A 19,474-nucleotide genomic window follows, 5' to 3' on the forward strand; every position below is an offset into this window, starting at 1 on the left:
TTTTGACGCTCCCCCTCTGGCTTCACCAGGTTCAGCTACTCACCGGTCCTGGTCAGCCGATCACTAGCTCAGATGCCCTGATCGATAGCGGTGGCGAGCTGCTCCTCTGGGGCGAAGGCGCTAGCCAGCGGGCCCAGGCCCTTGGCCTCAGCCCCACCGACGCCCGTTCCTGGCTACTGGCCCCAGTGCTGGTTGACCCCCACAGCGTGCTGGAGCAACCTTGCGGCGGGCGAGCGGAAGATCTGGCCAGCTTGGCGGCCGCCGCTGCTGCTGGCGGCTACGGCACCGTGGCCCTGCTGCCCTGGGCTACTCCCTGGCGTGATCGACCGGAGCGGCTTGGTTTGGAATGGGCCGAGCCGATGCAATTACTGCTTTGGGGCAGTTTCAGCCTGGAGGGTGCCGATCAGGAGCTGGCCCCCCATGCCGATCAAATCGCCGCCGGTGCCATTGGTTTGGCCTGCGCTGAGCAGCAGCCACCGTTGGCTTTGCTGGAGCGGGGCCTGCTGCTGGGGGAGATGGGCAGCCGGCCCGTGCTGGTGGCCCCGCGTGATGCCGGCCTTAGCTGCAGTGGCTTCGTGCGCGAGGGGGTTGATGCTCTGAGGGCGGGCTGGCCCCTTGATCCGGAGCTCAGCGAAACCCTGCCGCTGCAGAGCCTGCTCAGCCTTGCTCAGGCTCGTTCGCCTGTGGCTATGCGGCTGATGAACCTATCCACAGCCGCTGGGGTGGATCTATTGGCCCAGGCGCCCACTCGGCCCCTGGCCAGCGTCAGCTGGTGGCACCTGCTAGCTGATAGCGGCAATCTCCACCCCACCGAGGAGGGCTGGCGGCTGCGGCCCAGTTTGGGAACTCCCGCTGATCGCCTGGGCTTGCTCGCTGGCCTAGAGCAGCGACTGCTTACCGCCGTGGCCGTGCACCATCTGCCGCTTGATGCGGAAGAGCAGCTGCTCCCCCTGGATCAACGGCGGGCCGGAGTGGCCGGCCATGGCGCCCGCCATGGGCTTGTGTTGCCGCTGTTGTGGCAAGAGCTGGTGCAGGCCCGCGGCTGGAGCGTGGAGCTGCTCTGGCAGGCCCTGAGCTGGGGAGGCTCCGAGTTGCTGGGACTGCCCCCCGAGCAATTAAGCCAGGGAACTCGCCGCTGGCTGCTGTTTGACCCCCAGCACCCCTGGAGCTGGGAGCGGGGTGAATCCTTGTCGATGGCAGCCAACCAGCCTCGCTTGGGCCAGTCGGTATGCGGGGCCGTGCGGGCTACCGGCCTGCAGCCGGCAGATCACTGGAACTTGTGACTCCAAGGGCACCGGTTTGGTTGAAGGGGTAAAAGCGCCAGAAGGCCCGACCGATGATTTCGCTTTCGGGCAGGAACGCTCCCCCAGGCCAAAAGCGGCCATCCCAGCTATTGGCCCGATTGTCACCCAGGGTGAGCACGTGGCCAGCTGGAACGACGGCATTCAAGGTTCGGCATGGACCCATGCCCTGGCTATCTACGGGGCAATCGCCTTGGACGTAGGGCTCGGCCAGCCGCTGGCCATCGATGAATACGTGTCCCCTTGGATCCACCACAACCCTCTCACCGGGCAGGGCTACAACCCTCTTGATGTAGGCATCGCAGGCAGGGTTGGCAACCCCGGGCAAGCTGCCCAGGAGCGGCAGATTCACCAGCAAGCAACGTAGGGGATTGGAGCTTGATCCGGCTGCCAGCACCGGGTCAAAGCGGTGAGGTGAATGGAATACGACAATCTCGCCGCGCCGCGGCGAGCGCTGGCGATAGCTCAGCTTTTCCACCAATAGGCGGTCCTGAAGCTGCAGCCCTGGCAGCATCGAACCCGAGGGGATGTAGCGGGCTTCCACCAGAAACTGGCGAATACCTAGAGCCACAGCCAAGGTGATCAGGACGCTGCGCCAGAAGGCCCAGGGGCTCTCTTGGGGTGCCTGTTCGGGCTGGATCAGGGAGGGGCTGGGACTGCCGCCCTCCTCATTGACAACCTGACCACTCTCTGGACTGTTGGAAGGGCTCAAGACAGCAGATCTCCTTTGTTCAGGTTCACCGAACCAGACAGGGCAGATTAGGCACAACAACCACCCCGCCAAAGACCATGGCGTCCCCTCGCTGGCAAGATCGCACCAAGTCGGCATCGGCTGAGCCAGTAGGCCGCTGGATGCTGGGTTGGGACCGCTTTGTGGCGGTGTGGGCCAGCGTCAACCTGCTGTGGGTGGCGTTTGACATCACCTACGTGCCGCTGCGCACCTTCTGGCTGCAGCGCAACCTCTACCCGATCCCCTCGGTGCCCCTAGTGGTGCCCCTCACCGTGATCCCGGATGTCACCCCCCTGGTGGATCCGATCAAGGGCATTGAGCCCCACCGGGAGACCCAGGCCTACCTGGAGCAATTTCGCCAACTAGATGCGGCCCTGCTGACCCTGCCGGCCGGCCAGGCACCGCAGCCCCGCCAGGTGCTCCTGCTGAATCGTCAGGCCCAACTCACGGCCCAGCTGATCGATAGCAACCCATTTCTCGCTTCTGAGGCCTCGGGAACCCTGGAGAAAATCAAAAATCGCTTGCGGCAGCGGGCAGACCGGGATTCCGCTCGACAGGCCTCCAGCCTGTTGCTGAGTCCAGAGCGGATACGGACCAGCGGCTGGAGCCAGGAGCGGCGCTTCTGGAACGACCAGGTGCTGCCGCTGGTGGCCACCAACTACTGGCGATCGATCGATGAAAACGGCAGACCCACGGACCACTTCTGGCGCATCGACCTGCTGCTGTTTCAGAGCGTCTTTGTTTTAGACATCCTGTTGCGGCTGATCCGGCTGCGGCGCCGGCTGCCGGGCCTCAGCTGGGGTGATGCCCTGTTGCGCCGTTGGAGCGACCTGCCCCTCCTGCTGCCCTTCTGGCGCTGGCTGCGGCTGGTACCGGTGCTTGAGCGCCTGCAGACCTCGGGATTGGTCAATTTTGAGCCCCTGCGGGCCGTGGTGAGCCGGGGGGTGGTGGCGCTGCTGGCGGTGGAGCTGTTTGAAGTGCTGTCGCTGCAGATCCTCGATGGCACCCAGGGCTTGATTCGCTCGCGGCGCTGGCCCCAGCGGCTGCGAGCCCTGCGCAGCCATCAGAGCGTGGCCAGCAGCAGCGACGAGCGGGCGCTGGTGGAGCTGGTGAGGATCTGGGCGCCGCTGCTGCTGAGCCGGGTGGCACCGAAGCTCGCGCCGGAGCTGCAAGGTTTGCTGGGATACAGCCTGCGTCAAAGTCTGGAGCGCACCGTGGTGCCAGCACCGCTGCGCCAGTTGCAGCCGCTGCTCCAGGTCGAGACCGGCATCAGTCGCCAACTAGCGAGCGGCATGGTCGACAGCCTCCTTGAGCTTTCCCGCAGCACTGGCAACCAGCTTTCCCGCCGCGATGACGTGCAGCTCGATTTATTGCAGCGGTTCATCGACCGGTTCTGGGAGGAGCTGGCCGCGGCACTCGAGAGCGGCTCGGCCCTGGAGCGCTCGCAGGAGCTGCTGTGCACCTTGATAGACGGCGCCAAGGGCACCTATCTGAGCCAGATCAACAGGGCCGGAATTGAAGCCCTGATCCAGGAGCTCGACCAGTTGATGACCGCCCCTGGCCCAGCTAGCCCAGAAGATCCAGCCACTCCGGCTCCTTGAAGCCGGTGAGGATGCGCCCGTCGTTTGCGACCAGAAAAGGCCGCTTGATCAATTTGCCGTCAGCGGCCAGCGCTGCTAGAGCCGCCTGATCGTCCATGGCCTGCACCGCGGCGGCCCCCAAGGCCCGATAGCTCTGCCCGCTGGTATTGAACAGGCGCTGCCTGCCAAGCTGGGCCAAGGCCTGCTCAAGTTCGGCGATGCTGGGCGGCTGCTCGGTGATGTCCAGCGTTTCGGCAACTAGGTGACGGGCTGTCAGCCAGGCGATTGCCTTGCGGCAGGTACTGCAGCGTGGATAGCTATAGAGCTTCATCCGGAGCTACGGATTGGGGTACCGGCCGCTTATTTGATGCCGATTAGGGACTTGAGGGCGCCCACCAGGCTATTTGAACCCTGGCCAACGGCGTTGGTCGGTTTGGTGCGCACGGTGACGTCGCCGTTGACGCTGGTGCGGCAGCTGAGGCGGAAATTGGCTGGGCGATCAGAGAGGTAAACCTCCTCGACATCGCTGCGGGGGGAAAGGTTTTGCATGCCCTCGATCACCTCCATAACGCAGGTGCCGCACTGGCCTATGCCACCGCAGTTGTTGACGTTGTTGAGCCCTTTGTAAGGGTTGATGCCCGCATCCAGGGCTGCCTTGCGGAGGTTGGCACCTTCGATGCAACCGACCGTCTGGCCTTCCTGTTCAAAACGGATGGTGGGCACGGTCGGGCTGGGGGAATGGGCGCCGCCCAACTTAGGTCACGCCCGTCCCAATGCCTAGCATCGGAACCTTCGCGAGCGAGTTGTGTCAACGCCCCTCGGTTACGACCTGCCTATTGGTTATGACCTGCCTCTTGGTTATGACCTGATAGTCCAGCAGCTGATTCCGGGATACGCCAGCCTGGCTCGCTTGGCGGTTGCTTTGCTGGCTGCCTCGCCTCGGGCCAGCAGCTCTGGCGCAGCTGTGTTGGTGGCGGGCTGCGGCACCGGAGCAGAGCTGGTGGAGGCAAGGGCCCAGCGCCCGGACTGGCAGCTCACCGCAATCGATCCCTCCGCTGAGATGCTCGCCGCTTCCCAACAGCGACTGGGTGTCGAGTCGATCAGCTGGCGTCAAACCACGGTCGAGGACCTCAACGCCGACGGATGTTTTGCAGGCGCCCTTTCCGTGCTGGTTTTGCAGTCCTTGCCAGACGATGGCAGCAAGCTTGCCTTCCTTACGGCCCTTGCCCGCAGCCTTGAGCCTGGTGGCCAACTCGTGCTGGTTGATTTGATGGCGCCGGAGCGATCAACCCTGCAAAGCCAGGTGGAGGCAGCCTGGATGGGTTTCCAACGGGCTAGTGGCCTCAACGCTGATCCTCACGATCTCGCTCCTCTTACCCAAGGCCTCCACCCGATTGGGGAAGCGCGGCTAACGGCTCTCGTCAACGCGGCTGGCTTTGGAGATCCGGCCAGGATTTTTCAGGCTCTCGGCTATGAGGGCTTTCTGCTGCAGCGCCGCCCCTGAGCCCTCGAAGCTTGGGGCCGAATAGCTGAAGGGTCTTCCAGCGACAACCATGGCTAGCGGCACCACCGCCGTGGCCAGGGCGATCAGGCTTCCCAGCAGGCCTGAAAGGGCTTGGGGGCCCGTACTGAATGGATCTTCACCCTGCTCATCAAGATCGCGTTCTGGCGCGGTCGCTTCGGCTAGATGGGGGATGGAAGAGGGTTGGGAATCTCGGGGAACTGAATCCATAGCAATGGGAAAGGGCGCATAAGGCACCGATTCCACTCAGAAAATCAAAGGGACTTCTTCAATTCTGGCACTGTGGCTCAGAAATTGGGGATTGAACAATTATTGACTCGTGCAACTAGCAAGACTGAACCGTGCAACTTGCAAGACCGGTCAACTAGTAAGGCCAATATTTTAGGCGGCAGGGCGGGAGCCTTGATCGTGTTGATCACGGCGGGCACTCAGGTCTGTAGGGCGACCATCGAGATGGTCTAAGCGCAATCGGATGGATCGCAGCTCTTCGAGGATCGAACCCAACAATTGTTGGGTGGCAGTGGAGGGTGAGTTGAGTACCTCAACCGTTACTTCCTTGATCCGCAGCACGTCGCGGGCAAAACGGGCCACCTCGTTGGGGTGGAACATCAGCGGATCCTTTTGATCGCTGCGGTATTCCGGATTCAACTTGCGCGGGTTGAAAGGCGGATTGAGATTGCGGGGATCAGTATTTGTATAGCGGTATACAGACGCCCGAGAACGGTTGAGAGCCCTTTGGACCTCATCAATACCGATTAGGCCTTCAGCGATCTCGGCGGATCCAGCATCTGCCGGTTCGGCCTGGGCAACAAGCCCAGCAGGTAGCCCGATTCCCCCCAATCCATTTGCAGAACTGGGCTGGGGTGGCATGAGACGGCTTTTGGACTAACGGGATCAGATCGAGACCATAGCAGGGGTTTTGCACGTAATCACCAGCGGTGGTCACCCCCATACAGGCTCCCCTGGCTGGGTGTCGGTGATAGGTTCCGCCCTCATCGAAAGCTCCTGCCATGCGCGTCTCCCGCCTGATGCTGGTGACGCTCCGCGACGATCCGTCGGAGGCTGAGATTCCCTCTCACAAGCTGCTGCTTCGCGCCGGCTACATCCGCCGGGTTGCCTCGGGCATTTACGCCTATCTCCCCTTGATGTGGCGGGTGCTCCAGAAGGTTTCCCGGGTGGTGCGTGAGGAGATGGACGGCACCGGAGCCCTTGAAACCCTGTTGCCCCAACTTCAGCCGGCGGAGTTGTGGCAGCGCAGCGGCCGTTGGGCCGGCTACACCGCAGGGGAGGGCATCATGTTCCACCTGGAGGATCGCCAGGGGCGTGAGTTGGGGCTGGGGCCTACCCATGAGGAGGTGATCACATATCTGGCCAGCGATCTGTTGCGTTCTTACAGGCAGTTGCCCGTCAATTTATATCAGATACAGAGCAAATTTCGCGATGAGATTCGTCCCCGCTTCGGCTTAATGCGTGGTCGCGAATTCATCATGAAAGATGCTTACTCCTTCCATGCCAATGAGGAGTCCTTGCGGCAAACATACGCCGCTATGGATGGCGCCTACAGACGCATCTTTGCCCGTTGTGGTTTGCGAGCTGTCGCGGTGGAGGCAGACAGCGGTGCGATTGGTGGCTCGGCCAGCCAGGAATTCATGGTTACGGCTGAGGCAGGTGAGGATTTGATTTTGGCTAGTTCCGATGGGGCCTACGCCGCCAACCAGGAGCGGGCTGTTTCGTTAGCCGCTGACCCAATTTCCCTACCGGGGGGATCGCGGGCTGGCGGTAAGGGTGAACCTTTTGCCACCCCTGGACAAAGCAGCATTGAAGATCTCTGCGCCGGCCATGGCATTGAGCCCTGTCAGACCGTAAAGGTGTTGATGTTGCTAGCCCGCTTTGAAGATCAAAGCGGCCAGCCCCTGCTGGTGAGCCTGCGGGGCGATCAACAACTCAACGAAGTCAAGCTGGCCAATGCAGTAACGGCCCGCTGCTCAGCGGAGCATGGAGCGCTATTGGACATTTCCCCAATTACTAGGGAGGCCGCGGCCAGCGAAGGGCTGCTGCCCTTGCCCTTTGGCTTTATGGGTCCCCACTTAGCCGATGGGCTGCTGAGCAATTCCAGTCACTGGAGCAAGCACTTCTTGCGACTAGCTGACAGCACCGCTGCTGAGCTCAGTTCCTTTGTGTGTGGTGCCAACAGCACCGATATCCACCTAGTAGGCGCGGCCTGGGGCTCCCTCTGCCCCTGCCCTGAGAGTCTTGATCTGCGGGCCGCCCAACCAGGTGATCGCTGCCAACACGACCCCTCCCAGCAGCTCCAGGCCAGTCGGGGCATCGAGGTGGGACACATTTTCCAGCTGGGCCGCAAATATTCAGAAGCCCTTGAGGCCCGTTTCACCAATGAGGCTGGCTCGGAAGAAGCCCTGTGGATGGGCTGTTACGGCATCGGTGTCTCCCGGTTGGCCCAGGCGGCTGTTGAGCAACATCACGATGGCAATGGCATCTGCTGGCCCGTGTCGATTGCGCCCTTCGAAGTGATCGTGGTGGCGGCCAATTGGGCCGAAGCCGAGCAGAGCGGCTTGGCTGAGCAGCTCTATCTGCGTCTCCAGGAAGCAGGTGTAGATGTATTGCTGGATGACCGCAGTGAGCGGGCTGGAGTGAAGTTTAAGGATGCCGATCTGATTGGGATTCCCTGGCGGGTTGTGGTGGGTCGCGGAGCGGCTGATGGTCTGGTGGAGTTGGTGGAGCGCTCCAGCTGCAGCAAGCGTGATCTGCCGGCCATTGAGCTGCTTGAAACCCTGCTGCCCTGCTTGGCAAGCCAGCGCATGGGCCTGCCTGCGTAAAGGCCCCCTGAGGCGGCTTCTAGGATGGGGGGATTCGCGTTTCTCCCATGGCCGCTGTGCTTCCCTCCTTCCGCCAGCGGCTGAAGCAGCTTTTTTCACGCTTGGCCGTAGCCCTGGTGCTCTGCCTCAGCCTTGCTCTAACTGCCTGTAGCTCTGCAAATACTGGTCTTTCTGGTAACTACATCGAGGACACGGTGGCGGTGGCCGACAGCCTGCTGAGCACCATCGCCTTAGGGGCCGACGATCCCGCCCGCCCAGAGGCCGAGATCGAAGCTCGCAGCCTGAGCAATGGCTACGTGGCCCGCTACCGCCCCCGCAGCTCGGTGAACGGCTTGGGCTCTTTCACCACCATGCAGACGGCGATCAACTCCATGGCTGGCCACTACACCAATTATCCCAATCGCCCGCTGCCGGAGGCGCTTAAGGAGCGGATCGCCAAGGAACTCAAGAAGGCTGAAACCAACGCGACTCGCGGCGCCTAAGGCCCTGATCCAAGGCAACCATCTTTGACGAAGGACCCCACGATCTGAGAAGCTCTCGGATTGTGCTTAGAAGCGGCTCCGGGCCGCTGTGTCCTTGGCCAACGTTGTCGTCATCGGTGCGCAGTGGGGTGACGAGGGGAAGGGCAAGATCACGGATCTTCTCAGCCGCTCAGCCGACGTTGTGGTGCGGTATCAAGGCGGGGTGAACGCCGGCCACACCATCGTCGTGGACGACAAGGTGCTGAAACTGCACCTGATCCCCTCCGGGATCCTTTACCCCGACACGATTTGCTTGATCGGCTCCGGCACGGTGGTCGACCCCAAGGTGATGCTGGGGGAGCTCGACATGCTCGCCACCTTCAGCATCGACATCAGTGGCTTGAAGCTGGCTTCTACGGCCCACGTCACCATGCCTTACCACCGCCTGTTGGATCAGGCGATGGAACAGCGCCGCGGCGATCGCCGCATCGGCACCACTGGCCGGGGCATCGGTCCCACCTACGCAGATAAATCGGAGCGCAATGGCATCCGAATCCTGGACATTCTTGACGGGGATCGGTTGCGGGATCGCCTCGCGGGCCCCCTTGCCGAAAAGAACGAGATCCTCGAGAAGCTCTACGGCCTTGAGCCGTTGGATTTCGAGACGGTTGTGGCCGAATACGTTGGCTACGGCAAGCGGCTAGCGCCCCATGTGGTCGATTGCACCCGCACTATCCACAGCGCTGCGCGGGCCCGCCAAAACATCCTGTTTGAGGGAGCCCAGGGCACCCTGCTGGATCTTGACCACGGCACCTATCCCTATGTCACCTCCTCAAACCCGGTAAGTGGCGGTGCCTGCATCGGAGCAGGGGTGGGCCCCACCTTGATCGATCGGGTGATCGGGGTAGCCAAGGCATACACGACCCGTGTAGGAGAGGGCCCCTTCCCCACCGAGCTTCAGGGCAGCCTCAACGATCATCTCTGTGATCGGGGCGGTGAGTTTGGAACCACCACGGGCCGCCGCCGCCGTTGCGGTTGGTTTGACGGGGTGATCGGTCGCTATGCGGTGGAGGTGAACGGCCTCGATTGTCTGGCCATCACCAAGCTCGATGTGCTTGATGAGCTCGATGAAATCCAGGTGTGTGTTGCCTACGAACTCGACGGCGAGCGGATCGAATATTTCCCGAGCAGTTCGGAAGATTTCGCCCGCTGCCAGCCGATCTTTGAAACCTTGCCGGGTTGGCAAACCTCTACTGCCGATTGCCGCAGCCTGGAGGAATTACCTCCAACGGCGATGAGCTATTTGCGCTTTCTTGCCGATCTAATGGAGGTACCGATCGCCATAGTTTCCCTTGGCGCTAACCGCGATCAGACGATCGTTGTAGAAGACCCCATTCACGGTCCCAAGCGGGCCCTGCTGAGCACCTAATGGATCCCATGGAAAAGACCTACGACGTCGTCGGCATTGGCAACGCCATCGTTGACGTGCTGGTGCAAGCCAACGACGACCTGATCGACAACTTCGAACTCACCAAGGGCACCATGGCCCTGGTGGACGAAGCCCAAGCCGAGCGCCTCTACGCCAGCGTTGGACCGGGCCTTGAAACCTCTGGCGGCTCCGCTGCCAACACCCTGGCCGGGGTTGCCCAACTGGGCGGCAGGGCGGGCTTTATCGGTCGGGTGCGCAACGATCAGCTGGGGGGGATCTTTACCCACGACATCCGTTCGGTTGGAGCTCGCTTTGACACCCCTGCGGCCACGGACGGGCCCTCCACGGCCCGTTGCCTGATCCTGGTGACTCCAGATGCCCAGCGCACCATGTGCACATACCTGGGCGCTTCGGTGGGGCTGGATCCAGCCGACCTCGACCTTGACATGGTTGCCCAAGCCAAGGTGCTCTACCTAGAGGGTTACCTCTGGGACAGCGACGAGGCCAAGGCGGCTTTCATCACTGCGGCCGAGGTGGCCCGCGCCCATGGGGGCGAGGTGGCTTTGAGCCTGTCGGATGCTTTTTGCGTCGAGCGTCACCGCGAAAGCTTCCAGGAGCTGGTGGACGGCCACGTCGACATCCTGTTTGCCAACGAAATGGAGATCACAGCCCTCTACAAGGCCAATAGTTTTGAAGAGGCTGCCGACCAGGTGCGGGGCCGCTGCAAGCTGGCAGCCCTCACCCGCAGCGAGCAGGGATCGGTAGTCCTTAATGGCGCCGGCACCCACAGCGTCGCCCCCTTCCAGCTCGGTCCCTTGCTGGACACCACAGGGGCGGGTGATCTCTACGCCGCTGGCTTCCTGCACGCCTACACCCAGGGCCAGTCCGTCGACGAATGTGGACGGCTGGGTTCCCTCTGCGCTGGTCAGGTCGTGACCCAGCTGGGGCCCCGGCCCCAGGGCTCGCTCAAGCAGCTAGTAGCCCAGCACCTGGGCTGATCCTCACTGCGGCAGCACCAGAGCCTCCAGTAAGCAAGTTTGGCTGAAGGCTTGCACCCCGGCTGGCTCTGCTGGCCTGCCGATCAGCAACAATTCGGGCCCAGGGCCTGCGCAGAGCTGCCTCCAGAGCTGTTCGGTAGCTCCGCCCGACTGTCGTGCCAACACAGTGGTGATGCGCCAGCGGCGAATCAGGGATCGCTCTACCTCCAGCTCCGAGCCTGGGCGGAGGCAGGCGACCTGATCGGCCGCCAAGCCAGCCGCCATGGCCAGCTGTAGGGCCCTTGGGCTGGGCAGCAGCCGGGCGAAGTGACGGGCGCCGGGGCTGCAGGCCAGCGCCTGTTTTAGTTGGCGTGCACCTATTGCCAATAGGAGGCGGTGGCCCTGCAGCGAGCGACTACGCAGCGTCTCCAGGCTCGGCAGGATCGTTGCCGCTCCAGGCAGGGTGGGGCGCAGCAGCCGTATCAGCCGTTGGCGGCGCTGCTTGCACACGGCGGCCAGCTGGCGACTCACCAGACAGGCGAAGGGATGGCTGGCATCCACCACCACCGCATAGGGCCAACCCACCGATTCGGCGGCGGCTAGTTCTGCCCATACCCCCTGCTCGCCAGCGATGGCTCCGACGCGCAGGGTTAGCCCCGGATGGGGGCGATAGGCCAGGGCCGCTGTTGCACCAACAACGCTCACGGTTAGGTGCCAGCCGCGCTGCAGCAGCCGCTCCGCCACTACGGGGCCTTCGCCGGTGCCGCCGATCAGCCACAGACGGGGCGAGGTCTGCTGAATCTCAGGTCCGTGCATCAGGATGGGGACCACCAATGGTTGCCGGGGAGTGAATCACTGTCTGCTCGAGGTTGAGGTTCTGGAAGCGCCCCAGGTGCGATACACCCAGGACAATCAGACGCCGGTGGCGGAGATGGCGGTCCAGATAGATGGCCTGCGTCCTGATGATCCCCCGGGTCAATTGAAGGTGGTCGGCTGGGGAAATTTGGCCCAAGAGCTCCAGAACCGGGTGCAGGTTGGCCAGCGACTGATGCTCGAGGGCCGGCTGCGCATGAATACCGTCACCCGTCAGGACGGCGTCAAGGAAAAACGCGCTGAATTCACCCTGGCCCGGCTGCACGGCATGGGGCCTGGCGCCACCAGCAGTCCTGCTGTCAATCCAGCTGCCACTACTGCGCCTGCGCCCCAGCGCCGTGCCCCAGCTGCGGCTCCCTCTTCCACCCCGGCTCCAGCCGCGCCGGCAGGTGCCCAGCCGCCAACCTGGAATACCTCCCCGCTGGTGCCTGATCTCCCTGACGACGACGACATCCCTTTTTGATGCGGGATTGATCCCGTTCAGAGCTAGGCGTCGACGCTGGAATCGGAGTGGCTCAACTGATCGAGCAGCTGGCCCAGCTCCCGCTCCAAGGCGGCTAGATCAAGGCGCCATTGGGGCCAACGACCCGCATCAATTTGGCGCAATAACCAAAGCCGGTCGCTCTTGAGGTTGCTGATCAGTTCGGCGGTGCCGGTTTCGCTGGGCCGGCTGGTGGTCGCATCCGCCATGGGCATAAAGGAAGATGGCTGTATGCAAGCACTTCTCTCACCAGGCAGCCTCGTGACCATCGCGGGGGCTGTGCTCACTGTGATCGGCACGATCGCCTACGCCACCGATATCCCCAATCTCAGCCTGCCCACGATCTTCTACGGCATTCCCATCCTGTTGGGTGGGTTGGCCTTGAAATCCTCTGAGCTGCCTCCACCTAAGCGACTAACGCCGGCCTCCCGTTTCAAGCAATTGCGGGACCTGCCGGAGAGCGAGCCCCTGCGCAAGCTGCTGGCCGATGTAGATCGCTGGCGCTACGGACAGAAAGCCCATCTGGAGAGCTCCCTGGAGGTGCTCAAGCTCTGGGACGAGGACGCTCCGCCCCAGCTGCTGAGTGTTGAGGAGCTCGACTGTGATGGCCGCTATGGCTTGCGCCTGCGCTTTCGCTGCGAAGGGGTGCCCCTAGATCGCTGGCAGGCCCGCGCTGATCGGCTTGGCCGCTTCTTTGGCCCCGGTTTGAGTGCCGACATCAAGCCAGAGCGCCGCGATGAATTCAGCCTCGCTCTGGTGCCCGAGCCCAGCGCTAGCTAAGACCGCTCAATCCATCTCCCCCTCGACAAGCGAAACCTTGATCAGCAGTCAGGACACCCTGAGGGTGTCGGTCCTAAGTGAGGCCCTTCCATACATCCAACGCTTTGCGGGCCGCAGGGTGGTGGTCAAGTACGGCGGCGCGGCGATGGTGCAAGCGGAGCTTCGCGACGCTGTCTACCGCGATGTGGTGCTGCTGGCCTCGGTGGGGGTGCAGCCGGTGGTGGTTCATGGCGGCGGTCCGGAGATCAATGACTGGCTGAATCGCCTCCAAATCGAGCCCGAATTCCGTGACGGTTTGCGGATCACCACTCCGGAAACCATGGACGTGGTGGAGATGGTGCTGGTGGGCCGGGTCAACAAAAATATTGTTAACGGCATCAATCAGGTGGGTGGCCGGGCCGTGGGACTTTGCGGCAGTGATGGTTCCTTGGTGCGGGCCCGCACCTACGCCGGCGGGGTAAACGGGCTGGTGGGAGAGGTGGCGGCAGTAGATCCGGCAGTGCTTTTTCCCCTGCTCGATGCCGGCTACATACCGGTGATCTCGAGCGTGGCCGCCGACGCTGAGGGCCAGGCCCACAACATCAATGCCGATACCGTGGCAGGTGAACTGGCCGCGGCATTACAGGCCGAGAAACTGATCCTGCTCACAGACACGGCAGGAATTTTGAAGGATCGCCACGATCCTGACTCCCTAATTCGTCAGCTGACCCTGGCGGACGCACGCCAATTAATCCATGACGGTGTGGTGGCAGGCGGCATGACCCCGAAGACCGAATGCTGCATCCGGGCCCTGGCCCAGGGAGTTGCGGCGGCCCACATCGTTGATGGCCGGGTCCCCCACGCCCTGTTGCTGGAGGTATTCACCGATTCGGGGATTGGCACCATGGTGGTGGGCAGCCAGCGCGGCGGCCATGGCTGAAGAGCTGCTGGCTGCAGCCCGTGCAGCCCTCGAGCGGGGCGATTACGGCCAGGTTGTACGCCTGTTGGATCCCCTCACCAGAGAGCATCCTGCTGCTACCGCCACCGGAGCTGAGATTCAGCTGCTGCTCGCCACCGCCTGGATGGGGCGGGGCGACAACGGCCGGGCGATCCTGTGTTGCCGGCTGATCAAGCGCTGCCGTGATGCCAGCCTGCGGGCTCAGGCCATAGACCTACTCACCGTGCTGGAGGCACCGGCCCTCGAGCGCCCCCGCGATTGGTCGATCACCCTGCCCGATCTGGGCACAGCCGAGGCCATGGGCGGCCAGATGCAGCAGCTTGCCCGCGGCCGACGCTCCAACAAACCGCCACCGCCGCCACCGCCACCGGTGGGGCCAACCAGAGCTCCAGTGGGCTTCGCTGTGCTGGCAGTTTTGCTGTTGCTGCTGACGCTGCTGCTCGGCGGCTGCACCGAGGTGCGCAGCGAGTTGACCTTCAAGGGGCCAGGCCGGCTGCAGATCGCCCATGACCTATCGAGCCCCGGCACCCAACCCGAGCCCTGGGCCCGTCAGTTTGGCCGCAGCTTGCTGAGCCAGGGATTTCACCCTGCCAAGCAGCCCAAGCCATCTGCTGGCGCTGACGGCTTTCACCAGCGACTGGAGAGCCCGGTGCTACCAGCGCCCGAGGCCCTTGCCTTGCTGGCAGCGAACCTCAGCGCGGCTGCGGATCTAGCTGGTGTGGCCCTGCAGCCGCCCCACTTCCAGCTGGGGGAGCGCAATTGGCTGCTGGGGGTGCGCCAAAGCCTTGAACTGACAGTGGACCTGCGTGGGCTCACCGCTCTGCCGGGTTTCAGCGCCGCCATCGACCTGGCCCCTGTGACCCCTGGGGCTGTCCGCCTGGCCAGTCCCGAGCCCGCTGCGGCGATTTCTGGACGAGCTGCCCTGCACTGGCCCCTGCGCTTTGGCGCCAGCAACACCCTGCAGCTCAGCTGCTGGCGCTGGAGTGGTCTTGGCATTGGCGGCGCCCTGATTGCCCTGGCGCTGGCGCTGGTGCTGGCCCTGGAGCGCCTGCGGCGTCTGCTGGGCTTCGGCCTGCCGGAACTACCGGCTTGAGAGCGGTGCTCAAAGGCTGAGGGGGTCGGGGTCGATCGCCAGACCCACCCCCGCAGGCAGCCCCTCCCGCAGCAGGCTTTCAGTCGGCAAGGGCAGGGGCTGGGCGGCGGGACCATGCAGCAAAAGCTGCCAGCGACTCTTGCCCGCTACCCGGGCTACCGGGGCCGGGGCGGGACCAATCAACAGCCAGCCGGCTGCCGCCACTTGGCTGCGGATTCTCTCCGCCAAGGCGGCGGCGGCGGTTGCCGTGCCGCTGGCGCTTGGTCCGCTCAGACGCAGGAGGCAGGCCCGGCTGAAGGGCACCAGGCCACCCTGGCGGCGCAACTGGCTCTCCTCGGCCAAAAACAGCTCATAGCGCCCATCCACCAGGTGGCGAATCACCGGGTGGTCGGGGCTGTAGGTCTGCACCAGCACCTCGCCTGGTTTTTCGCCGCGGCCCGCCCGGCCCGCTAATTGCAACAGCAATTGCAGGCACTGCTCGGAGGAGCGCAGATCTGGGCGATGCAAAAGGCCGTCTGCCGCCAATACCGCCGCCAGGGTGACCCGGGGTAGGTCCATGCCTTTGGCCAGCATCTGGGTGCCTACCAATACGTCGGCTTCCCCTTGGGCAAAGCGATCGAGCAGGCGGCGGTGGCCGTCGCGGCCCCGGGTGGTGTCGCGGTCAAAGCGCAGCAGGCGCAACCCTTCAAGCTCGGTTGCCAGCTGCTCCATCACCCGCTGGGTGCCCGCGCCAAAGGGCTTGAAGGCCGTGGAGCCACAGTGGCCACAGCGATTGCCCATCTCGGCGCGGTGGTCGCACCAGTGGCAGCGCAGCCATTCCTGGCCCCCTTTGGAGCGGTGCACGGTTAGGGATACATCGCAGTGGGGGCAGAGCACCGCTTCGCCGCAGCTGCGACAGCTCAGGAATGCTCGATAGCCCCGTCGGGGGACCAGCACCACTGCCTGTTCGCCCTTCTCCTGCAGCTGCTCTAAGCGCCCCATCAGGGCCCGGCTGATCAAGCGACGGTGGCCGTCCGCGAGCTCGTGGCGCATGTCGATCACCCGTACGGCAGGCAGGGGTCGCGAACCAATCCGCTCCGGCAGTCGTAGGAGGCGGCTGGCTGGTTGGGGGGATTGGCAGCTCAGCCAACTCTCGAGGGAGGGGGTGGCACTGCCGAGCACCAGCCGCGCCCCGCTGTGCCGGGCCCGTAGGCGGGCTACGTCGCGGGCGTGGTAGCAGGGCATCGGGCTGTCCTGCTTATAGGAGCTGTCGTGTTCCTCATCGAGCACGATCAGGCCCAGCCTGGGCATGGGCAGAAAGATCGCTGAGCGGGTACCCACCACCACCACCGCTTCTGGTTCTAGGCAGCGACGCCAGGCCGCCACCCGGGCTCCATCGGAAAGGCCGCTGTGGAACTCGACCACCCGGCAGCCGAAGCGTTCCCGTGCCCGGTCGAGCAACTGGGGAATTAGGCCAATCTCCGGGGTGAGTAAGAGGGTGGCCTGCGCCAGCTCCAGAGCTTGAGCAGCCGCCCGCAGATACACCTCAGTTTTGCCGGCGCCTGTAACACCCCAGAGCAAAAATTCCGCGCCCGCTGGAGCACCGGAAAGGGCCTGGACTGCAGCGGCCTGGGCCTCCGTCAGGGCAGGCCAGTGAGCCGGTGCCAGGCCAGCTCCACTGCCCTCGGGGGGAGCCTGAAGGCGCTGCACCAGGCCCCGAGCCTCCAGGCCCTTGAGGACGGCGCGACTGAAGCCAGCCTCACCACAAAGATCCCTCAGGGGCACTGGCCCGCTATGGCGCCCAAGGTGCTCAAGCAGTTGCTGCTGCCGCTCGGTGAGGGGCTGGCTGAGGAGTGCTTTATCGGAGCGCTCCACCAGCCAGATTGCACGGCTTGGCCTGCTTGGCCCCTGGTTGCGCTGGCCAAGCCAGCCCGGTGGCAGGGCACTTTTCAGAGTTTTGAAGAGGCTCGTGTGGCACTCCGCCGCCACGCTTGTCATTAAGTTTTGCCAATCGGGATCTACGGCAGCCCGCTGCCAAACCTCCAGGATCGGCTGTATTCGCTTGCTGCTGAGACTGGCGGGTAATTGATCAAGCCAGCCCACCACCAAGCCGGTGTGCGGGCGGCCCTGCAGCCTCACCCGCACCAAATCCCCAATCCCGGCTGGGGTTTCTGGCGAGTTGGCGTAGGTGAATACCTGGCCTTCGCGCCCGGCTTCGAGCCAGATCTGCAGCCAGGGGGTCGACAAGCTTGCAAAGGTCACAACCCATTCTTAGGATGTGGATGTTGGGCAGTTCAAGGACTGCCGTCGGAACTAAGCAGATTTCCGTCCAGCGGGAAGACCTGAAGTGAGACCCCGGGAGCCAGCCTCCCACCATTCGGCCTCCCGGTCTGAGACCACCCCTGTCAGCCCTGTCCAGGCCTCGGCCAACCCTTCCAGGCCTCGGCCACCGACCCCTTGCTTTTTGCCGGGTCGCTCGACTTTTCTTTGCCGACTACCACCGTTCAGAGGTTTCGTTCCCGTTTTCGTGGTCTTGCACCAGCTCCTACGGCTAATCCCGGCGTAGCTGGAACAATTTTCTGCCGATTGCAGGCAGAAAATTTCTAGAACCGATTTCAGGCGATGCGTTTCCGCCCATTTGTTTTGTTGTTTCGTTTTCGTTACCTATGAGCCCTGCTGCTGCCCAGCCGAAAGCAACCCCTGAAATCTTGATGGTGGCCACGGCGGCCGGTGAAGAGGTGCAAGTAAAGCCCAAGAAGGCTGCACCTAAGTCAAAGGCTGCGCCAAAAGCAAAAGCCGATGCCAAGGCCCCGGCTGCTTCCAAATCCCCGGCTGCTGCAAAGGCCCCGGCTGCTTCCAAATCCCCGGCTGCTTCCAAGGGAACGGCTGCTCCCAAAGCAAAGACTGCCACCAAAGCCCCGGCTGCTTCTAAAGGAACTGCTGCTACCAAGGCAAAGCCGGCCGCAAGCAAATCCTCTGCGCCTAAACCCCCAGCGGCCAAGGCCAAAACTGAGGCTCCAGTCGATACCGCTGATCTAGACGATGCCGAAGATCTAGGCCCATCCGGCAGCTCTGCCGAGAAGGACGAGAAGGCTGCCAAGGCCCTCGCCAGCATCAAGGTGGGGCCTAAAGGTGTCTACACCGAAGACTCCATTCGGGTTTATCTCCAGGAGATCGGCCGTATCCGTCTGCTGCGGCCCGATGAGGAGATCGAGCTAGCCCGCAAGATCGCCGATCTGCTCCAGCTCGAGGAGATCGCCGCCCAGTTTGAGGCCGATCACGGCCGCCAGCCCGACAACAAGGAATGGGCGGCATTAGTGGAGATGCCCTCCATCAAGTTCCGCCGACGCCTGATGCTTGGCCGCCGAGCCAAGGAAAAGATGGTGCAGTCAAACCTGCGCCTGGTGGTTTCGATCGCCAAGAAATATATGAACCGGGGCCTGAGCTTCCAGGACCTGATTCAGGAGGGTTCCCTCGGCCTGATCCGGGCTGCCGAGAAATTCGACCACGAAAAGGGATATAAATTTTCCACCTACGCCACTTGGTGGATTCGTCAGGCGATCACTCGCGCTATCGCGGATCAGTCACGCACTATCCGCCTTCCGGTGCACCTATACGAAACCATTTCCCGGATCAAGAAGACCACTAAGACCCTCTCCCAGGAATTCGGCCGCAAGCCCACCGAAGAGGAAATTGCCGAATCGATGGAAATGACCATCGAGAAGCTGCGTTTCATCGCCAAAAGCGCCCAGCTGCCCATCTCCCTGGAGACGCCGATCGGCAAAGAGGAGGATTCCCGGCTCGGTGACTTCATCGAGGCCGATATTGAAAACCCTGAGCAGGATGTGGCCAAGAACCTGCTGCGAGAGGACCTCGAGGGCGTGCTGGCCACCCTCAGCCCCAGGGAGCGTGACGTGCTGCGTCTGCGCTACGGCCTAGATGACGGCCGCATGAAGACCCTTGAAGAGATCGGCCAGATCTTTGATGTAACCAGGGAGCGCATTCGTCAAATTGAAGCCAAGGCCCTGCGCAAGCTGCGCCACCCCAACCGCAACGGCGTGCTCAAGGAGTACATCAAGTGAGTCAGGGCCTGGCATCCCTGCGGGGGCTGCGCACTGCTCCGTCGCTCGACCCCGCAGCGCTCTCGGAGCTGCGGGCAGAGCTTGAGCCGCTGCTGGCTCGCTGCGACTGGTTCACTGCGGGAGTGATGGCAGCTTCTGCAGCGGCTGCGGTGACCTGTCTGCGTCAGGTTGAGACGGCTCTGGGCTGGTCGCAATTGGAGCCAGATCCCGCCGGTGTTGCCCTCGATTCGATCGAGGGTCCGGTTTTCCTCAAGGCCAACCAGAACAGCGGTCGCTTTCAGGTACGCGCTGAAGCCGGTTTAGGAGAGGGCCTATTGATCAGCGGTCACTGTTCAACAGATACGGCTGCGGAAGACACCTGGGGTCCATTGCCCCTTGATTTCTTCGGCCCTTAATCTGAGTGGCTGTTATC

Annotated in this window: 20 protein-coding genes; 13 read left to right on the forward strand and 7 right to left on the reverse strand. The window is 63.2% G+C overall.

The features are described 5' to 3' along the window. Positions 1-2 precede the first annotated feature (2 nt). A complete protein-coding gene (locus KBZ22_RS05675) occupies positions 3-1,283 on the forward strand; it encodes a dihydroorotase (protein ID WP_255021353.1) in 1,281 nt (426 codons plus the stop codon). Here the strand turns inward: KBZ22_RS05675 and lepB are convergent. Beyond that, positions 1,246-2,013: a signal peptidase I gene (lepB, locus tag KBZ22_RS05680; protein ID WP_396111721.1), complete on the reverse strand. Its 768-nt coding sequence runs from the start codon at positions 2,011-2,013 to the stop codon at positions 1,246-1,248. The two genes, KBZ22_RS05675 and lepB, sit on opposite strands and share 38 nt — an antisense overlap. Before the next feature lie 77 nt (positions 2,014-2,090). Between lepB and KBZ22_RS05685 the strand changes: the two genes are divergently transcribed. Next, positions 2,091-3,632 (forward strand): hypothetical protein, encoded by a 1,542-nt coding sequence (locus KBZ22_RS05685; protein WP_255021354.1) that lies wholly within the window; start codon positions 2,091-2,093, stop codon positions 3,630-3,632. Here KBZ22_RS05685 and KBZ22_RS05690 read toward each other — a convergent pair. Together KBZ22_RS05690 and KBZ22_RS05695 are read right to left on the reverse strand one after the other, a co-directional pair. Further along, positions 3,598-3,942: a Spx/MgsR family RNA polymerase-binding regulatory protein gene (locus KBZ22_RS05690; RefSeq protein ID WP_255021355.1), complete on the reverse strand. Its 345-nt coding sequence runs from the start codon at positions 3,940-3,942 to the stop codon at positions 3,598-3,600. The two genes, KBZ22_RS05685 and KBZ22_RS05690, sit on opposite strands and share 35 nt — an antisense overlap. A gap of 29 nt (positions 3,943-3,971) precedes the next feature. After that, positions 3,972-4,334 carry a 2Fe-2S iron-sulfur cluster-binding protein gene (locus KBZ22_RS05695; RefSeq protein WP_106502554.1) on the reverse strand — a complete coding sequence of 121 codons (363 nt, stop codon included), beginning with the start codon at positions 4,332-4,334 and terminating at the stop codon, positions 3,972-3,974. Between the two features lie 82 nt (positions 4,335-4,416). Between KBZ22_RS05695 and KBZ22_RS05700 the strand changes: the two genes are divergently transcribed. Then, a complete protein-coding gene (locus KBZ22_RS05700; RefSeq protein WP_255021356.1) occupies positions 4,417-5,115 on the forward strand; it encodes a class I SAM-dependent methyltransferase in 699 nt (232 codons plus the stop codon). A 399-nt stretch (positions 5,116-5,514) separates the two neighbouring features. Here KBZ22_RS05700 and KBZ22_RS05705 read toward each other — a convergent pair whose 3' ends face one another. After that, positions 5,515-6,003 carry a hypothetical protein gene (locus KBZ22_RS05705; RefSeq protein ID WP_396111724.1) on the reverse strand — a complete coding sequence of 163 codons (489 nt, stop codon included), beginning with the start codon at positions 6,001-6,003 and terminating at the stop codon, positions 5,515-5,517. 140 nt (positions 6,004-6,143) lie between these two features. Here KBZ22_RS05705 and KBZ22_RS05710 point away from each other — a divergent pair, with 140 nt between their 5' ends. The 4 genes from KBZ22_RS05710 (at position 6,144) to KBZ22_RS05725 (ending at position 10,858) form a co-directional block, all read left to right on the forward strand. Further along, complete coding sequence (locus KBZ22_RS05710) at positions 6,144-7,970, forward strand: proline--tRNA ligase (RefSeq protein WP_255021357.1); 1,827 nt, start codon at positions 6,144-6,146, stop codon at positions 7,968-7,970. A gap of 47 nt (positions 7,971-8,017) precedes the next feature. Further along, positions 8,018-8,452 carry a photosystem II protein Psb27 gene (gene psb27, locus KBZ22_RS05715; RefSeq protein WP_255021358.1) on the forward strand — a complete coding sequence of 145 codons (435 nt, stop codon included), beginning with the start codon at positions 8,018-8,020 and terminating at the stop codon, positions 8,450-8,452. 88 nt (positions 8,453-8,540) lie between these two features. Continuing rightward, positions 8,541-9,860: an adenylosuccinate synthase gene (locus tag KBZ22_RS05720; protein ID WP_255021359.1), complete on the forward strand. Its 1,320-nt coding sequence runs from the start codon at positions 8,541-8,543 to the stop codon at positions 9,858-9,860. After that, positions 9,860-10,858: an adenosine kinase gene (locus tag KBZ22_RS05725; RefSeq protein ID WP_255021360.1), complete on the forward strand. Its 999-nt coding sequence runs from the start codon at positions 9,860-9,862 to the stop codon at positions 10,856-10,858. The genes KBZ22_RS05720 and KBZ22_RS05725 overlap by 1 nt, the downstream gene beginning before the upstream one ends. A gap of 3 nt (positions 10,859-10,861) precedes the next feature. On the opposite strand, the gene KBZ22_RS05730 is transcribed toward KBZ22_RS05725, so the two are convergent. Beyond that, positions 10,862-11,668 carry a precorrin-6A/cobalt-precorrin-6A reductase gene (locus KBZ22_RS05730; RefSeq protein ID WP_255021390.1) on the reverse strand — a complete coding sequence of 269 codons (807 nt, stop codon included), beginning with the start codon at positions 11,666-11,668 and terminating at the stop codon, positions 10,862-10,864. Between the two features lie 16 nt (positions 11,669-11,684). Between KBZ22_RS05730 and KBZ22_RS05735 the strand changes: the two genes are divergently transcribed. After that, positions 11,685-12,173: a single-stranded DNA-binding protein gene (locus KBZ22_RS05735; RefSeq protein WP_255021361.1), complete on the forward strand. Its 489-nt coding sequence runs from the start codon at positions 11,685-11,687 to the stop codon at positions 12,171-12,173. Positions 12,174-12,196: 23 nt separating this feature from the next. Here the strand turns inward: KBZ22_RS05735 and KBZ22_RS05740 are convergent, their stop codons facing one another. After that, entirely contained in the window at positions 12,197-12,400 is a 204-nt protein-coding gene (locus KBZ22_RS05740; protein ID WP_255021362.1) for a hypothetical protein, read from the reverse strand. Between the two features lie 22 nt (positions 12,401-12,422). Here KBZ22_RS05740 and KBZ22_RS05745 point away from each other — a divergent pair, with 22 nt between their 5' ends. The 3 genes from KBZ22_RS05745 to KBZ22_RS05755 are packed head-to-tail and all read left to right on the forward strand — an operon-like array spanning position 12,423 to position 15,001. Then, a complete protein-coding gene (locus KBZ22_RS05745; protein ID WP_255021363.1) occupies positions 12,423-12,971 on the forward strand; it encodes a DUF2854 domain-containing protein in 549 nt (182 codons plus the stop codon). Positions 12,972-13,011: 40 nt separating this feature from the next. Next, complete coding sequence (gene argB, locus KBZ22_RS05750; RefSeq protein WP_255021391.1) at positions 13,012-13,890, forward strand: acetylglutamate kinase; 879 nt, start codon at positions 13,012-13,014, stop codon at positions 13,888-13,890. Next, entirely contained in the window at positions 13,883-15,001 is a 1,119-nt protein-coding gene (locus tag KBZ22_RS05755) for a DUF3153 domain-containing protein (protein WP_255021364.1), read from the forward strand. Before argB ends, KBZ22_RS05755 begins: the two co-directional genes overlap by 8 nt. A gap of 9 nt (positions 15,002-15,010) precedes the next feature. Here the strand turns inward: KBZ22_RS05755 and priA are convergent, their stop codons facing one another. Further along, positions 15,011-17,227 (reverse strand): primosomal protein N', encoded by a 2,217-nt coding sequence (gene priA / locus KBZ22_RS05760; protein ID WP_254941670.1) that lies wholly within the window; start codon positions 17,225-17,227, stop codon positions 15,011-15,013. A 419-nt stretch (positions 17,228-17,646) separates the two neighbouring features. Between priA and rpoD the strand changes: the two genes are divergently transcribed. Both rpoD and KBZ22_RS05770 read left to right on the forward strand, forming a co-directional pair. Further along, entirely contained in the window at positions 17,647-19,062 is a 1,416-nt protein-coding gene (gene rpoD, locus KBZ22_RS05765; RefSeq protein ID WP_255021365.1) for an RNA polymerase sigma factor RpoD, read from the forward strand. Then, positions 19,059-19,457 (forward strand): DUF1824 family protein, encoded by a 399-nt coding sequence (locus KBZ22_RS05770; protein WP_255021366.1) that lies wholly within the window; start codon positions 19,059-19,061, stop codon positions 19,455-19,457. Before rpoD ends, KBZ22_RS05770 begins: the two co-directional genes overlap by 4 nt. Positions 19,458-19,474: the final 17 nt, after the last annotated feature.

Source organism: Cyanobium sp. L1E-Cus (genome assembly GCF_024345755.1).
GTDB lineage: Bacteria > Cyanobacteriota > Cyanobacteriia > PCC-6307 > Cyanobiaceae > Cyanobium_A > Cyanobium_A usitatum.

Bases quoted from the DNA above. Each gene is read 5' to 3' on its own strand.
- KBZ22_RS05685 (WP_255021354.1), top strand. From the start codon at position 2,091: ATGGCGTCCCCTCGCTGGCAAGATCGCACCAAGTCGGCATCGGCTGAG.
- KBZ22_RS05690 (WP_255021355.1), bottom strand. From the start codon at position 3,942: ATGAAGCTCTATAGCTATCCACGCTGCAGTACCTGCCGCAAGGCAATC.
- KBZ22_RS05705 (WP_396111724.1), bottom strand. From the start codon at position 6,003: ATGCCACCCCAGCCCAGTTCTGCAAATGGATTGGGGGGAATCGGGCTA.
- KBZ22_RS05710 (WP_255021357.1), top strand. From the start codon at position 6,144: ATGCGCGTCTCCCGCCTGATGCTGGTGACGCTCCGCGACGATCCGTCG.
- psb27 (WP_255021358.1), top strand. From the start codon at position 8,018: ATGGCCGCTGTGCTTCCCTCCTTCCGCCAGCGGCTGAAGCAGCTTTTT.
- KBZ22_RS05725 (WP_255021360.1), top strand. From the start codon at position 9,860: ATGGATCCCATGGAAAAGACCTACGACGTCGTCGGCATTGGCAACGCC.
- KBZ22_RS05740 (WP_255021362.1), bottom strand. From the start codon at position 12,400: ATGGCGGATGCGACCACCAGCCGGCCCAGCGAAACCGGCACCGCCGAA.
- KBZ22_RS05745 (WP_255021363.1), top strand. From the start codon at position 12,423: ATGCAAGCACTTCTCTCACCAGGCAGCCTCGTGACCATCGCGGGGGCT.
- KBZ22_RS05755 (WP_255021364.1), top strand. From the start codon at position 13,883: ATGGCTGAAGAGCTGCTGGCTGCAGCCCGTGCAGCCCTCGAGCGGGGC.
- rpoD (WP_255021365.1), top strand. From the start codon at position 17,647: ATGAGCCCTGCTGCTGCCCAGCCGAAAGCAACCCCTGAAATCTTGATG.